Genomic DNA, 14,911 nt, shown 5'->3' with positions numbered 1-14,911 from the left:
AGTATTGCATGAAATGTCACACCTTACGTAATAAACTCAAATAGCATGCTCATGAATGCCATTCATATAAAAAGTTTTGAAAAACCAGCCAGTGTACCGGAGTGGAAGGCGGCGACTCTGGGAGGATCAGCCCGACAGGTGAGACAACTTGCGGGAGCGAAGCGACCAAGTTGGCTCACCGCGGGCCCTCCAGAACGCGTCCGTCTGGAACGTAGGGAAACGGTATCCCTCACTATCCTTCAAGCACACAGTTTGGTAAAGAGTGACTATTTCAACACCTTAATTCCTTGATAGACATTCCAAATTAACACGACCAGAAATAAAAGGCTGTATAAAATAATGAAAATCAGGGGAGTCATACTCCAAAATATAAAGTTTCCATCAGTCGGTGCGACAACTTGCGGATTAAAAGAGAAAATAGAAAATGACATAACAATGAATCCTGCGATTAATAGTGCCATTGGGATGATATGCGAAATAATGGATTTCTTTGCGTGCCGTTTGACTTCAAACTCATCTGTCACAAAATAAATAATGGCAGGCAGAAGAAGCGGTGCGAAAAAAATACTGAAATAGCATAGAGAAGAAAGTAATCTTGAATTTGTCATAGTGCAGCCTCCCATACAGTCCTCTATAGCATGATGGTTCATACAGTAACCTATACCCTGATTTGCTTAAAACATCACTTGAATCATCATTCTAAAAAAAGACTGTCTGTGAAAAGTCATTTTACTGACCTCCAGACAGTCTTCTTAAAAGCTTTGTGATTTTGAAAAGCGTTTTCCCATGATTAAAATAAAAGCAATAACAGCAGAAAGGAATAAAGCTGCCGTAGAGACGAACAATTCATCCGTACCGTTTTTTATCGCAATACCGATGAAAGACCAAATGATAATCAGATTGAAAATCGAATCCCGGTAATGATACATAAAGTGTAAAGCAATAGCCGTAGTCAGGCTCAAGAAGATGACAGTCCATAACGGATCACTAAGACCCCATCCTGTCCAATCGTGGAATTTGAAAGCATAGTACGTATTCGCAATGACCGCGATGAAAATCCAGCCCATATAGGCGGAGATCGGCAAGCGCTCCCGACTTAAGTACTCCATTTTCGGATAACTGAAATAGAAAACCAATAAGCAGATCAGTAAAGCGAACACGCTGACGATCGCCCAGTAGTAAAAGCCGTAGTGCCATAATAACAGCCATGCGATATTTAAAAAGCAGCTGAGACAAAAACAGATTGACCGCAGATTGACAATCGATGAAGACAGGCCAGCTGAAGTTTTAATAAATAAATATAACCAACTCACCATTAATAAATCAAGCACGATCCAAATGGAAAAGACATATTCTGCCGGCATGAATAAAACAGGCACTCTATTGGCGATTTCCCAAGTGGTCAGCCCATTCAACGGAATCAAATTGGCAGATATATGTGTGCAAATCATGATGAGCAGCGAAAGTACCATAAATAGTATTCTTAGCATGATAAAATCCTCCTGAACAACAGTATACAGAGAATAACGGATAATAAATGAGGAAAGTATGAATTTTCCTTTACAAATAATAAAGTATGACATTCTATTGACTGTAATCTTGCTCTTTTTGATATAATTGTCTTATAGACGAAAAAAATACTATAATGAATACTAACAAATTCAGGTAAACAGCATGGATTCTCCATTTCATTCATAACCTGAATGAAATATACGGTTAGAACAGAATGCTTCGAAAAGGATGAGGAGAATATGATTTTACTGGAAGGGGAGCAATGCTACCTGCGGGTGCTGACAGAAGATGATGCCTATCAGTTCACCCAGCTGCTCATTGCAAATAAAGACTATTGGACGGAATTTGAACCTCGGCATGACAACACGTATTACACAGTAGCCATGCAGAGAGATAAAATCCGCGAATCACTTTATCAGATGCGTGACCGGAGAGAATACAATTTTGGGATTTTTGACTCTAGATCGAGCATGATTATCGGACAGATTTCACTGTACAGTATTAAGCGTCTGCCTTTTTCCAGCGGATTTGTCGGCTATTCCATCGATCAAAACCAGACAGGCAGGGGAATCGGAACCGAAGCGGTGAGACTGGTAAATGATTTTGCTTTTGAAAAAGCCAATTTGCACCGTGTAGAAGCCTACGTGTCTCCCCGCAACGGCGGTTCCGTAAAAGTGCTGGAAAAAGCAGGTTTTCAAAGGGAAGGCCTATTGAGGCAGCTGTTGTTTATAAACGGTGTATGGGAAGATCATTATATGTACGCTATTTTGGAAGAGGATTATTGAAAGGGCAAGACCGCGTGGCGGAAATGGACAGCAAAAATTAAAAACCGGCTCTTCGAATAAGAAGAAGCCGGTTTTTTGACATATTTAGGAGAGGTGAAACATCCTGTCTGCTGATTAAGTTTATAAGAGATAAAAATATGTTAGATTAAATAAGAATTACTATATGAAAACAGGCTCTTCACCAAAACATGTGCTTGACAGTTTATTTCATGAGCAGTTTGTGATTTGACTGTGATTGTGCAATATAAGGTAAAGGGGAAGAGACCGTTCCCCTGCGTTCCAGGCGGACGCGTTCCGGAGGGCCCTCGGTGAGCCAACTGGTCGCTTCGCTCCCTTTAGTTGTCTCATCCTATCGGGCTGATCCTCCCGGAGTCGCCGCCTTCCACTCCGGTACACTGGCTAATTTTTCAGGAGTTTTTACGTGAATGGCAGTCATGAGCATGCTATTTGAGTTTATTACGAAAGGTATAGCGTTTCATGCAATACTTATCATTCTGCAAAAGCTTAAGTTTTCGTGAACAATGCGTTTGTAAAGTTGGGCAAAGAAAACACATCAACTCACACGCTACTCTGCAAAAATACAATATGTCATACATTCTCCATACCAACGAAGGCGCAACTGCGTGGTTGGCCGTGGCTATGAGCCAACTGGCATGTTCTTTGCCAGCTGGCTCATAGCGTAAGGCAATCCCCCAGCGCCGAAGCGAGTTAAACTGCAGCATGATCTTCGCAATACATGCATGACAAGTTGTCAAGAACGAATTTTGATGTAGACTCTGAAAAGACAATTGAAGTGTAAATTACTAATAAAAAAGGGCTGTCCAGAAGTCATACACCTGACTTTTGGGCAGCCCGTTGACAGCAATTATACTCTTTCAGCTGCCTCATAACCATTTTCAATAACATCCAGCCTGCCATTTTCAGGATCGATGACAAGACCGTGGACGTTGACGTCTGCTGGTATCAATGGATGATTCTTGATGGCGTCTACACTCTTCTTCACGCTCTCTGTGACATCGCTGAAACCATGCAGCCACGCTTCCATATCGATGCCTGAATATTCAAGTGTCTTGAACATACCAGGGTCAATGCCGCGGTCGACCATACTGCCGACAATACGGTCTGTATCGATCGAGCTCATACCGCAGTCATGGTGACCGACTACATACACTTCATCTGCCTGCAGTTCGTAAACTGCTACAAGAACACTTCGCATCAGGCCGCCGAAGGGATGCGTAATAATAGCGCCGGCACTCTTAATGATTTTAGCATCGCCATTTTTCAGGTTCATAGCTTTAGGAAGAAGTTCAATCAGTCTGGTGTCCATGCAAGTCAGGATGACAATCCGCTTATTTGGAAACTTGGTAGTGACGAATTCTTCGTATTTCTTCTCTTCCACGAATGCTTGATTGTAATTCATAATTTCAGATAACGATGTCATTTCAATAACCTCCCGGAGCTTCATCTTTTTTATACTATATAATAGTACACCCGCTACTGTCCTGTATTCCAGCAAGAAGCATCGAAATGTTCTGTCTACTGACAATGATTTTAAAAATTTATAAAAGAAAAGAGTCGCCAGGTAGGCAACTCTTTCCTGTAAAACTGTATCCGTCAGGGACGGAATCAAGCAAATTAGTTTCTTGCTTCAGGTTTTGGATCAATGATTACTGAGTCAGATGAATCCAGTGCACTTGCTAAGAAATGCATGGTAAACCATGACGCAAGTCCAAGTACTACTGTGTAACCGATAACTGTAGTGAACATTAAAGCCATCTGTGAGTCCCTCATTTCAATTATGATATGTTCTGTTACCTATTATACACGAAATCAGGCGTGATTTTAAGAGGCTGAGCTAAAGTTTGAATAAAATGTGACGGATTTTAGAAAGCCCAATTTCCCATTCGGAATAAGGGTTCAATGCTGCCGTCAGCCAAAATCCCATCAATATCCATGTGTTCTGAACCAATCATGAAGTCCACATGTGTAAGACTTTGGTTCAAACCGTTTTTCTGAAGCTGCTCAGAATCCATCTCTTTTCCGCCGTCCAAATTGAAGGCATATGCACTGCCGATCGCTAAATGGTTAGAAGCATTTTCATCGAACAGCGTATTATAAAATAAAATATTGGAGTTTGAGATGGGAGAATCATGCGGCACTAATGCCACTTCACCTAAAAACTTAGCGCCTTCATCTGTATCAATCAACTGCTTCAGCATTTCCTCGCCATGTTCAGCAGAAATATCTGTTATCGCGCCGTCTTTAAAAGTGATAGTAAATTTATCGATGATTGTGCCTGCATAGCTCAGCGGCTTTGTACTTGAAACATACCCGTTCACACCATTTTTCAATGGAGCTGTAAACACTTCTTCTGTCGGCATATTTGCCATAAATTCATGCCCCGCCTGATTGATGCTGCCAGCTCCGCACCATAGATGCTTTTCCGGTAATTCTATTGTTAAATCTGTACCTGGAGCTGTATAATGGAGTTTGTGATAATGTTTACCATTCAAATAATCTACCTTTTTATGAAGGTTTTCATCATGTTTCAGCCATGCATCAACAGGGTTCGGCAAATCTGCCCTTACAGCCCGCAGGATGGCTTCCCAGAGAGCAGGAACTTGTTCTTCTGCCGGCTTTTCGGAGAACACTTTAGCAGCCCATGCCGGTGATGCGGCGGCAATGACTGTCCAGCTGAATTTATCGGCCTGCATTGCCTGTCTGAATTTACTGAGTGCTGTACTGGATGCTTTTTGATTATCACGGATCCGGCTGGATTCAATGCCATTTAACAAATCAGGGTCCTGCGAGACGATAGACATAAAAGCAGCGCCTTTTTTGGCAAGCTCTTCACGTTCCATCTTCTTCCATGAAGGGAATTCCGCGAATGAATCTGCAGGAGCTTTTTCATAGCGAAGACGCGTGACGACATCATCAGCCCAGTCGACAAACACTTGACGTGCACCTGCTTCGTAAGCTTCTTTGACGATTAACCGTACAAGCTGTGTTGTATCAGTGGAAGCACTTATAAATAAATATTGATCCTGCTGAATGTTGACGCCTACTTTAACGGCCAGTTCAGCGTAGTTGGAAAGCTGTGTATCAAATTGCTCCATTATGACATCTCCTTTTCACTTCTATAAGTCAATAATATCAAGGGCGGATTGGACTTCGCAATCATAAAGCAACAGCAGGCTTTCAAAACGCCATAAAATTATCACTTTTTGTCATACATTTCTACTAAAGAACTACAGCAAATGACCGAAATAATAAGAAGAATGCAGTACTTGGAGGCTTTTATAATGGATTTATCCACAGTAGTAGGGTTAGTAGTGGGCTTAGTGGCGCTTCTCGTCGGGATGACACTTAAAGGTGTGACACCGGATGCGCTTTTAAACCCGGCAGCTATTCTGATAATCATCGGCGGTACGGTAGCGGCAGTAGTTATTGCCTTTCCAATGAATGAACTGAAGCGTGTGCCTAAACTTTTCAAGATTATTTTCACACAGCAAAAACTGACTTCGGATGCAGATTTAATCCGGTTATTCTCTTCATGGGCAGATGTAGCACGCCGTGAAGGTCTATTAGCATTAGAAGCGAAAACTGATGAAATAGAAGACCCGTTTTTAAAAAGTGGTCTGGGTCTTGCGATTGACGGTCAAAATGCAGATTATATTCGTGATGTTCTGAGTGAAGAAGTGGAAGCGATGCAGGAACGTCATTCAGTCGGAGCATTGATCTTTTCGCAGGCAGGTACATATGCGCCGACGCTCGGAGTTCTGGGGGCGGTTGTCGGACTGATTGCCGCATTAAGTGATATGAATAACATCGACGCGCTCGGCTATGCGATATCTGCCGCGTTCGTTGCAACTTTATTGGGGATTTTTACAGGGTATGTACTCTGGCACCCATTCTCCAATAAACTGGTCCGTAAATCTAAAGAAGAAGTACGCCAGAAGACAATGGTCATCGAAGGAATTCTTTCTGTTCTGGAAGGGGAAGCACCGCGTGTAATTGAGCAGAAGCTTGCATCTTACTTATCGGTGGAAGACCGTAAGAAGCTTGCTACTGATGGCGATGGCAAGGGGGCTGGTCAGGTTGTCGAAGAAACGTAAGAAAAAGAAGCATGAGATTGAACATATCAACGAATCCTGGCTGCTGCCATATGCTGACTTGTTAACATTGCTGCTCGCGCTGTTCATCGTTCTTTTCGCCAGCAGTTCTGTGGATGAAGGACGATTTCAGCAGATGTCGGCAGTGTTTAGTGAGATATTCGAAAGCGGAAGCGGAATCATGAGCGAATCCGCCCCGACAAATGTCCCGGTACCTGAAGACTCCGTAGGGGAGCTGAATGAAAACTCCTCCTATCTTGAAGATCAGCAGTCACTTGGTGAAATGCAGGCCGATTTAGAAGAATATATCGCAGTGAATGAGCTGGAAAATCAATTTGATACCGAGCTTACGAGCGAAGGTCTGTTGCTGACAATCCGTGACAGTGTACTGTTTAAATCAGGCGAAGCGGGGATTAGTCCTGAGTATAAAAGTCTTGCTCATGACATATCACAGCTGCTGACATTGGACAGACCGCGCCAGGTTATTATTACCGGGCATACGGACGATATTCCGATTCATAATGCAGAATACTCTTCAAACTGGAAACTAAGTGTCATGCGTGCAGTGAATTTCCTGGAAATCATCGTTCAAAGCAATGAGGTGGATCCCAACCTTTTCAGCGCAAAAGGATATGGCGAGTTTAAGCCGATTGTACCGAACGATACAGTAGAAAACCGCAGTAAAAACCGGAGAGTTGAAGTGCTTATTCAACCGCTCGTTATGGAAGACGGTACGAGTATTGAACCTCAATAAAAAAAGACTCCCATCAGGGAGTCTTTTTTATTTGCGCATCGCACCTAGTTCAGCAGCAATTGCCTGCATTTCATTTGGTGTGATATTATCACGTTTCATGACCATTTCATACATATAGTGCAAATCTTCATATTGCTCTGTACTGAAATTATCAGATTTCATCGCATCTACGTTTACCATGCGAAGCTTATCTTTAATTTTATCAATCATGTAAGCAATATTTTCAGGTGATTTTGTAGATAAATCCATAACGGAACCGCCTTTCTGTGCTAATCAAATCTATCATTTCATGAAAGCAGTAAGCTGTCAACTGAACTGTGGAACGTTATTTTCTAGCTTCTTCCCGCTCTTCATCAATCTTCTTCTTGAAACGTCTGGTTTCCAGCACAACTACTCCGGATAAACCAAGAAGCCCGATTAAGTTTGGAATCGCCATCAGACCGTTCAGTACATCTGCCAGAAGCCATACTAAGTCGAGTGAAGATGTTGCCCCGACATAAATAAAGGCGACAAAGATTACCCGGTATATAATGACGGCAATGCGGTTTGGTACAAGGTATTGGAAACACTTCTCACCGTAATAACTCCAACCTAAAATTGTAGATGTAGCAAAGAAAACGAGTCCGATTGAGACGAGTATCGGTCCGATGCCGCCTAAGAATGATCCGAACGCCGCGGCAGTCAGTGCACCTGCATCAATCGATTTGTCCTGCCACTGATTACTCATAACGATTGTTACGCCTGTAATGGAACAGATGATCAATGTATCAAACAGAACCTGTGTCATGGACACGAGAGCCTGGCGTCCGGGATAATCCGTTTTTGCAGCTGCTGCCGCAATAGGAGCAGAACCGAGTCCGGCTTCATTGGAGAAGAGACCGCGCGCAACTCCGAAGCGGATTACCGCACCGATTGCACCGCCTGCTACTGCCTGGCCCGTGAATGCATCAGAGAAGATCAGTCCGAATGCAGCCGGTACCTGTTCAATGTTAAGTACCATAACAATCGCGCCAGCAATGAAATAAAATAATGCCATAATCGGAACGAAAAACGCTGTTACACGCCCGATCGATTTGATTCCGCCGAGAATGACGAGAGCACCGAATGCAAGCAGAACTGCTCCTGTAATCCAATGCGGAACATCAAAAGTACTTTTCATCACGTCCGCAACAGCTTTTGACTGTGTTCCGTTACCGATCCCGAATGCAGCCAGTGCACCAAAGATGGCAAACAGCACACCAAGCCATTTTTGCTTTAGACCGTGTTCCAGATAATACATCGGCCCGCCGGCCATTAAGCCTTTAGAATCCTTGACGCGATATTTTACCGCCAGTATGGCTTCACTGTATTTAGTCGCCATTCCGAAGAATCCGGCGAGCCACATCCAGAAAATCGCGCCTGGTCCGCCTGCAACTACGGCAGAAGCGACCCCGACAATATTTCCAACACCGACGGTAGCCGCCATTGCTGTCATCAAAGCCTGGAACTGCGAAATATCTCCATCTGCTTTTTTATCATGTTTTCTTGTGAATACTTGCTTTAATGAGTAAGGTAATAAGCGCAATTGAATAACTGTTAAACGTATGGTAAGAAATATTCCGGTACCGATTAATAAGATCAGCAGCGGGGGGCCCCAGATTAAATCTGATGCAGCAGTTAAAAATTTCTCTAATCTCTCCATCTTTTCCCCTCCAATACATAATTATATCTATTCCTCAACTATCACTGGTCAGCTCCTTCGAGAGAATTCTAATCTTCTCCTGTTAGTCTTAATAATCCGAAAAATACAACTCTGCGTCAAGCTTTTTTTCGAAAAAGTGTCACTTTCATTGTTTGGCAACTTGCAGTGTGGGTATAATGAGAGTGATGGAAACGCGATAAGGAGGCGAAATTCATGGGTTCTAGCAAGTTAGGAAGATTTATTTTAGGAGGCGCGGTACTTGGCGCGGCTGTCAGTATGCTGGATCGTGCAACAAGACAATCCACCGCTACTTCAGCAAGAGTTTCTTATGAAAAACTGATGTATTACAAAGAAAATCCTGATCTGGTGAAAAATCAACTTCAAGAAAAGAAAGACAAAGTTCAAACTCTCGTTGAGCAAGTGAAGGGGGATGTCGGTTATATTAAGTCACAAGTGGATGAAATCAAAACTCTGACTCCGCAGGTGAAAGAAATGTTTACCGATACAAAAGACGCATTCAGTGAAGCGAAGACAGAATATCAGCAGATTATTGATGAGGATTCAAATCAACCTTCTGCCGATACTGACCAGGAGGACGGTTCATTGCCGCCGATGGTTCAAAAAAAAAACGTAATACCGCTGGAAAGATAATAAATATTGAGTCGATAAACGAAAGGGGGACGCATGAAGTGGATCATCACAAAGCTGCCCCTTCTTCTGATTCTGAGGAAGTTTCTAAAACCGAAAAGGTAAAGGATTTCATCAAAGATGTCAAAGATGGAAACGAAGAAGATTTTAATCCCGCAACGACGAGCGGCTTCATCAAACAATTGATCATCCGTTTAAAAGAATTGGATGTATCAGCCACAGGCTCGCAGTTGGCGTTCTTTTTCCTATTGTCGTTATTCCCTCTATTAATCTTTCTTTTCACACTTTTACCTTATTTGAATCTGGATCAAAGCCAGATATTCCTGTTCATCCGTGAGTACGCACCGGAGAGCACAGCTGCGCTGATCGAAGGAACACTTTCCGAAGTGCTGGATAATCGCAGCGGCGGCTTGCTGTCGGTCGGTATCCTTGCGACGATCTGGTCCGCATCTAAAGGGATGAGCGCTGTCACGAAAGGCTTAAATCATGCATACGAAGTAGAAGATGACCGAAACTTCTTTGTTTCAAAGGGGCTGTCAATCGGATTCACGATTATGCTGATTGCTACCGTAATAGTGGCGTTGGTTCTGCCGATTTTCGGCCAGCCGATCGGTAAGTTTTTCTTCTCGTTCCTAGGACTGGAAGAGTCATTTTTGACGGTGTGGACTTATATCCGTTTTATCATACCGCCAGTAATGATATTTGCTGTATTTTCATTGCTGTACTGGCTCGTCCCGGATATTAAGCTGCGTTATAAAAGTATTATCCCGGGTTCCATTTTCGCGACGATTGGATGGATACTTACGTCGCTGGCTTTCTCTTTCTATATTAGTAACTTTGGAAGCTATACGAATACGTACGGCAGCATCGCGGGGATCATTGTATTAATAATGTGGCTTTATCTGTCGGCCATCATCCTGCTGATTGGCGGAATCATCAATTCAGTCATGCAGGAACGTTATAAAAAGAAACAGCAGACTGTAATTTGAAAAAAGGCAAGAGCAGAATCATTCTGCCCTTGCCTTTTTTCTATTCGATTTTATTCAGCATTCTCAGCCCGTTAAGTATCACGAGAATCGTACTGCCTTCGTGACCGATGACACCGAGCGGTAAATCCACCGCCTGCATGAAGTTCGAAATGATGAGTATCGCTATGACTGCAATCGAGAAGAAAACATTCTGTTTAACGATGCGCTGCATTTTTCTGGAAACCTTGATGGCATATGACAGGCGGTTCAGGTCGTTCTGCATCAGTACCACATCTGCAGTTTCCAATGCGACATCTGTTCCCTCGCCCATCGCAATGCCTGAAGTGGCGGTAGCAAGAGCCGGTGCATCATTGATGCCGTCGCCGACCATGCCGACTGTTTTATACTCGTTCAATAATTTTTTAAGATGCATAACCTTCTCTTGTGGCAGGCATTCCGCCACATAAGAGTCCACACCGACTTCATCTGCAATCGCAAGGGCCGTTTTTTCATTATCTCCTGTCAGCATCACAGTGCGTATGCCAAGAGCCTGTAACGCTTTTATAGAAGAGACGGCTTCTTTCCGCAGTGTATCTTTCAATGCGGCCAGTGCGGCGATGCCATTTTTATCTTTCATGAAAATGACTGTTTTGCCTTCATTGGCCAGGGACGCAGCAATGCCGTCCTGAAATTTCTCCGCCAGGTCAGTACCGACAAATTTGGGATTCCCGATATGAATAAGTCCGTGATCTGTTTCAGCTTTGATTCCGTAACCAGGGACATCTTCAATGTGAAGATTCCGCTCTGGCGTGATTTGCTGCTGATCAGCATACAGGATAATTGCTTTTGCCAGCGGGTGATTTGACATAGACTCAATACCTGCGAATAAAGCAAGTGCTTTATTTGGATCCGTTCCTTCTCTGACAATGAAATCCATCACAATTGGTTTGCCTGTCGTTAATGTGCCTGTTTTATCAAAAGCAAATGCGTTCAGTGAACTCAAATGTTCCAAATGCACACCGCCTTTAAATAGAACGCCGCGTCTTGCCCCGTTGGAAACAGCTGCAAGAGTAGCGGGCATAATAGCAGCCATCAGCGCGCAGGGGGAGGCAACTACCAACAGTACGATTGCACGGTAGAACGTCGTAGTCCAATCCCAGCCAAACACAAAGTGGGGAAGGAACATCATGATCAAGACGGCAGTCAGTACAATCTTTACATAGGATCCTTCAAAACGTTCGATAAACTGCTGCGAAGGAGATTTTTCACTTTGCGCATTCTGTACCATAGCAATAATCTTTTGGAACAATGTTTCAGAACTCGACTTCGTCATCGTCATTCGGATGGCTCCGTTCAAGTTCACTGTTCCTGCGAATAGTTCATCGTTTTCTGACTTAGTCACAGGTATCGACTCGCCGTTGATTGCCGACATATCAACCGAAGTGATGCCGCTCAAGACTTGGCCGTCAACAGGAATCCGTTCACCCGGCTTCACTAGCAGTACTGCTCCAGGCGCCAATGAAGAAGTTGAGACTTTTTCCTCGCTGCCGTCTTCTTTAATCAGCCATGCTTCTTCGGGCTGCATTTCCATCAATGAAGAAATTTCTTTATGGCTTTTATTCAATGTGTAAGTTTCCAGCGCACCGCTGATTGCGAAAATAAAGATCAGTATGGCGCCTTCCGCCCAGTAACCGATAATTCCCGAACCGATCGCCGCAAATATCATCAGCATCTCAACATTCAGCTCTTTGTTTTTTATGGTTTCCTCAATTCCTTCTTTAGCTTTTGCATATCCGCCAATTAAAAAAGCAACGATATACAGCGTAATAGAAAATGTTTCTGTACCATTTTTGCTGAAAATCCATGCAGTCAAGATGAAAATACCCGACAGGATGGCTGCAATTAATTCTAAGCGGGAAGACCAGTCAATGTTCTGTTCTGGCTGCTCTCTTGTGTATATTGTCATTTGAACTCCTCCTAATTGATAATGAATTTCAATTTCAAGTGGCTAATTAAAGCAGTAAAGTCGATTCTACATAGTAGAATCGACTTTTAAAACTTAAAATAGAATGATTATGAAATTATAATTATTATTAACTACAGTATAGCATTGTTTACAAGAGATTGTTACTGAATTGAACAAAAAACATTTATAAAACAGGTTCTGCGCCAAAATCTGTTCTTGACCCTGTCACGTGCGTATTGCGAAAATCCTGCTGCAGTTTGGCAGGGGGTGGATTTGTGCGGGTTTCGTTGCTCGACTTTGTAGGAATTTTGAATAAAGTGTGAGTTTGCAGTTTGACACCTCTTCAGCGCTGGGGGATTGCCTAACGCGATAAGCCTACTGGCGAAGAACATGCCACCAGTCTCATCGCAACGGCCGACCCCGCAGTTGCGCCTACGCTGGTGTTGCGGAAAGTATGTCATGTTGCTTTTTTGCAGAGGGCGAGTTTAGTTGGTGTAGTTTCTTTTCTCGACTTTGTAAACGCATTGACCACAGGAATTTAGGTATTTGCAGAATGATAAGTAGTGCATGAAACATCGGTACTATCGTTATAGTCTCAAATAGTATGCTCATACTACTACCTACTCACATAAAAAGTCCTGAAAAACCAGCCTAGTGTACCGGAGTGGAAGGCGGCGACTCCGGGAGGATCAGCCCGATAGGATGAGACAACTAAAGGGAGCGAAGCGACCAGTTGGCTCACCGAGGGCCCTCCGGAACGCGTCCGCCTGGAACGCAGGGAAACGGTGTCTTCCCACTTACCATCCTATACTGCGCAATCACGAAAAATCTCAAACTGCTCATCAATTAAACTGTCAAGCACATGTTTTGGTGAAGACCCATAAAACATAAAAAAGCAGCGAATGAAATTTCATTCGCTGCCCGCGGGTCAATTGAAGACTTTCTCTTTGTATTGAGACAGTTTTTCCAAGGAAGATTTATCGATATCAGCATGAAGACTGTTGCCGTGAGAATCCATTGTGACAACTGCGGTGAAATCTTCCACACGCAAATGCCATAAAGCTTCGGGAATACCGAACTCCAGCAAGTCGACACCTTCAACTTCTTTAATGCAGTCTGCGTAATACTGGGCAGCGCCTCCGATTGCATTTAAATATACGCCGCCGTGTTCCTGGAGCGCCGCCAAAGTTTTGGGACCCATACCGCCTTTTCCAACAACAGCACGGATACCGAATTTTTTCATGATATCGCCTTGATACGGTTCTTCACGAATCGAAGTAGTAGGACCAGCTGCTTTAATTTCATATTTACCTTCTTCATTTTTCAGAACCACCGGACCGCAGTGATAAATAACTTGACCGTCCAAATCAACCGGCGCGTCATGTTCTGAAAGGTGCTTATGAATTGCGTCGCGTCCTGTATACATGCGTCCCGAGATTTTCACTACGTCACCGACGCGCAGACCACGGATTTCTTCTTCAGAAATAGGTGCTTGCAGTTTCACTACGCGTGCAGTTGATTTTGCTTCTTCTTCCGGTTGCTCGAATGCAATTTTCTCGCCTTCATTATAATGCCAGTCTGTAATTTCGCCGGATTCTGCATTAATATCCACTGCCATACGACGATAAGCCCAGCAGTTATACGCCACGGAAACATAAAAGCTTGCAGGGATGCGGTGCATAACGCCGACTTTACATCCAAGCAGTGTTGCTTCGCCGCCAAAGCCCATTGTCCCAATCCCAAGTGTATTTGCTTTTTCAAGAATATAATCTTCCAGCTTCGCAAGTTCAGGATTTGGATTACTATCTGTCACATCCCGGAACAGCTGATCTTTTGCCAAATCATAGCCTGAAGAACGATCGCCGCCGATCCCGACTCCAATGAAACCAGCTGAACAACCCTGCCCTTGTGCCTGATAAACTGAGTGAAGCACACATTTGCGGATTCCGTCTAGGTCGCGTCCTGCGCGTCCGAGACCTTCCAATTCAGTCGGCAGGCTGTACTGGATATTTTTATTTTCACAGCCGCCGCCTTTAAGAATTAATTTAACCTCAATATGATCTTTTTCCCATTGCTCAAACTTCACTACGGGCAGGCCTGTACCCAAGTTATTGCCGCTGTTATCGCCGGTCAATGAATCAACTGCGTTCGGACGGAGTTTCCCGTCCTTCGTAGCAAGTTCGATTGCACGTACGATTGCCGCTTTGATTTCTAATTGATTGACGCCAATTGGTGTTTTAATTTTGAAAGTCGGAAGTCCTGTATCCTGACAGATAGGAGACAGCTTATCATCCGCCATGTTGATATTCTTGGCAATCGTGTCCAAACTCATTGCTGAACTTGTGCCTTTATTTTCATTCTCTTTGGCCGTCAAGATTGCACGGCGAACATCTTTAGGCAAGTTCGTGGACGTTTCGCAAATCAGTTCATACATACTTTTTTCGATTTTCTCTATGTACATCTCAAATCCCCCGATATATATATG

General features: G+C 43.6%; 13 protein-coding genes. 5 read left to right on the top strand and 8 right to left on the bottom strand.

What is annotated here, in order from left to right; all coding sequences use genetic code 11:
- Positions 1–266: 266 nt before the first annotated feature.
- Together GDZ68_RS09825 and GDZ68_RS09820 are read right to left on the bottom strand one after the other, a co-directional pair.
- Positions 267–608 carry a hypothetical protein gene (locus GDZ68_RS09825; protein ID WP_153722124.1) on the bottom strand — a complete coding sequence of 114 codons (342 nt, stop codon included), beginning with the start codon at positions 606–608 and terminating at the stop codon, positions 267–269.
- Positions 609–752: 144 nt separating this feature from the next.
- A complete protein-coding gene (locus GDZ68_RS09820) occupies positions 753–1,490 on the bottom strand; it encodes a tryptophan-rich sensory protein (RefSeq protein ID WP_153722123.1) in 738 nt (245 codons plus the stop codon).
- Between the two features lie 261 nt (positions 1,491–1,751).
- Between GDZ68_RS09820 and GDZ68_RS09815 the strand changes: the two genes are divergently transcribed.
- Entirely contained in the window at positions 1,752–2,297 is a 546-nt protein-coding gene (locus tag GDZ68_RS09815; protein ID WP_153722122.1) for a GNAT family N-acetyltransferase, read from the top strand.
- Positions 2,298–3,162: 865 nt separating this feature from the next.
- Here GDZ68_RS09815 and GDZ68_RS09810 read toward each other — a convergent pair.
- Together GDZ68_RS09810 and GDZ68_RS09805 are read right to left on the bottom strand one after the other, a co-directional pair.
- Positions 3,163–3,738: a beta-class carbonic anhydrase gene (locus GDZ68_RS09810; protein ID WP_153722121.1), complete on the bottom strand. Its 576-nt coding sequence runs from the start codon at positions 3,736–3,738 to the stop codon at positions 3,163–3,165.
- Positions 3,739–4,180: 442 nt separating this feature from the next.
- Positions 4,181–5,413 carry an aminopeptidase gene (locus tag GDZ68_RS09805; protein WP_153722120.1) on the bottom strand — a complete coding sequence of 411 codons (1,233 nt, stop codon included), beginning with the start codon at positions 5,411–5,413 and terminating at the stop codon, positions 4,181–4,183.
- 186 nt (positions 5,414–5,599) lie between these two features.
- On the opposite strand from GDZ68_RS09805, the gene motA reads away from it, so the two are divergent.
- Both motA and motB read left to right on the top strand, forming a co-directional pair.
- On the top strand, positions 5,600–6,412 hold the full coding sequence (gene motA, locus GDZ68_RS09800) for a flagellar motor stator protein MotA (RefSeq protein ID WP_153722119.1): 813 nt from the start codon (positions 5,600–5,602) through the stop codon (positions 6,410–6,412).
- Positions 6,396–7,163, top strand: a complete 768-nt coding sequence (gene motB / locus GDZ68_RS09795) for a flagellar motor protein MotB (protein ID WP_153722118.1) — start codon at positions 6,396–6,398, stop codon at positions 7,161–7,163. The genes motA and motB overlap by 17 nt, the downstream gene beginning before the upstream one ends.
- Positions 7,164–7,190: 27 nt before the next feature.
- Here the strand turns inward: motB and GDZ68_RS09790 are convergent, their stop codons facing one another.
- Together GDZ68_RS09790 and GDZ68_RS09785 are read right to left on the bottom strand one after the other, a co-directional pair.
- A complete protein-coding gene (locus tag GDZ68_RS09790) occupies positions 7,191–7,412 on the bottom strand; it encodes a DUF1128 domain-containing protein (protein ID WP_153722117.1) in 222 nt (73 codons plus the stop codon).
- Positions 7,413–7,488: 76 nt separating this feature from the next.
- Positions 7,489–8,844, bottom strand: coding sequence for an alanine/glycine:cation symporter family protein (locus GDZ68_RS09785; RefSeq protein ID WP_153722116.1), 1,356 nt, complete (start codon positions 8,842–8,844; stop codon positions 7,489–7,491).
- 213 nt (positions 8,845–9,057) lie between these two features.
- Here GDZ68_RS09785 and GDZ68_RS09780 point away from each other — a divergent pair, with 213 nt between their 5' ends.
- Entirely contained in the window at positions 9,058–9,495 is a 438-nt protein-coding gene (locus tag GDZ68_RS09780; RefSeq protein ID WP_153722115.1) for a YtxH domain-containing protein, read from the top strand.
- Positions 9,496–9,533: 38 nt separating this feature from the next.
- Positions 9,534–10,481, top strand: coding sequence for a YihY/virulence factor BrkB family protein (locus tag GDZ68_RS09775; RefSeq protein ID WP_153722114.1), 948 nt, complete (start codon positions 9,534–9,536; stop codon positions 10,479–10,481).
- 40 nt (positions 10,482–10,521) lie between these two features.
- Here the strand turns inward: GDZ68_RS09775 and GDZ68_RS09770 are convergent, their stop codons facing one another.
- Positions 10,522–12,426: a heavy metal translocating P-type ATPase gene (locus GDZ68_RS09770; protein WP_153722113.1), complete on the bottom strand. Its 1,905-nt coding sequence runs from the start codon at positions 12,424–12,426 to the stop codon at positions 10,522–10,524.
- A gap of 928 nt (positions 12,427–13,354) precedes the next feature.
- The gene (locus GDZ68_RS09765; RefSeq protein ID WP_153722112.1) at positions 13,355–14,887 is read right to left on the bottom strand and encodes a fumarate hydratase; all 1,533 of its coding nucleotides are present in this window, start codon (positions 14,885–14,887) and stop codon (positions 13,355–13,357) included.
- Positions 14,888–14,911 lie beyond the last annotated feature (24 nt).

Origin of the sequence: Sporosarcina cascadiensis (genome assembly GCF_009650995.1) — a bacterium.
GTDB classification, from domain to species: domain Bacteria; phylum Bacillota; class Bacilli; order Bacillales_A; family Planococcaceae; genus Sporosarcina; species Sporosarcina cascadiensis.
This window is presented reverse-complemented; position numbering and strand designations above follow the sequence as displayed.

Coding starts and splice junctions, on each gene's coding strand:
- GDZ68_RS09820 (WP_153722123.1), bottom strand. CDS start 1,490: ATGCTAAGAATACTATTTATGGTACTTTCGCTGCTCATCATGATTTGC.
- motA (WP_153722119.1), top strand. CDS start 5,600: ATGGATTTATCCACAGTAGTAGGGTTAGTAGTGGGCTTAGTGGCGCTT.
- GDZ68_RS09790 (WP_153722117.1), bottom strand. CDS start 7,412: ATGGATTTATCTACAAAATCACCTGAAAATATTGCTTACATGATTGAT.
- GDZ68_RS09825 (WP_153722124.1), bottom strand. CDS start 608: ATGACAAATTCAAGATTACTTTCTTCTCTATGCTATTTCAGTATTTTT.
- GDZ68_RS09780 (WP_153722115.1), top strand. CDS start 9,058: ATGGGTTCTAGCAAGTTAGGAAGATTTATTTTAGGAGGCGCGGTACTT.
- GDZ68_RS09810 (WP_153722121.1), bottom strand. CDS start 3,738: ATGACATCGTTATCTGAAATTATGAATTACAATCAAGCATTCGTGGAA.
- GDZ68_RS09805 (WP_153722120.1), bottom strand. CDS start 5,413: ATGGAGCAATTTGATACACAGCTTTCCAACTACGCTGAACTGGCCGTT.
- GDZ68_RS09770 (WP_153722113.1), bottom strand. CDS start 12,426: ATGACAATATACACAAGAGAGCAGCCAGAACAGAACATTGACTGGTCT.
- GDZ68_RS09785 (WP_153722116.1), bottom strand. CDS start 8,844: ATGGAGAGATTAGAGAAATTTTTAACTGCTGCATCAGATTTAATCTGG.
- GDZ68_RS09765 (WP_153722112.1), bottom strand. CDS start 14,887: ATGTACATAGAGAAAATCGAAAAAAGTATGTATGAACTGATTTGCGAA.
- GDZ68_RS09815 (WP_153722122.1), top strand. CDS start 1,752: ATGATTTTACTGGAAGGGGAGCAATGCTACCTGCGGGTGCTGACAGAA.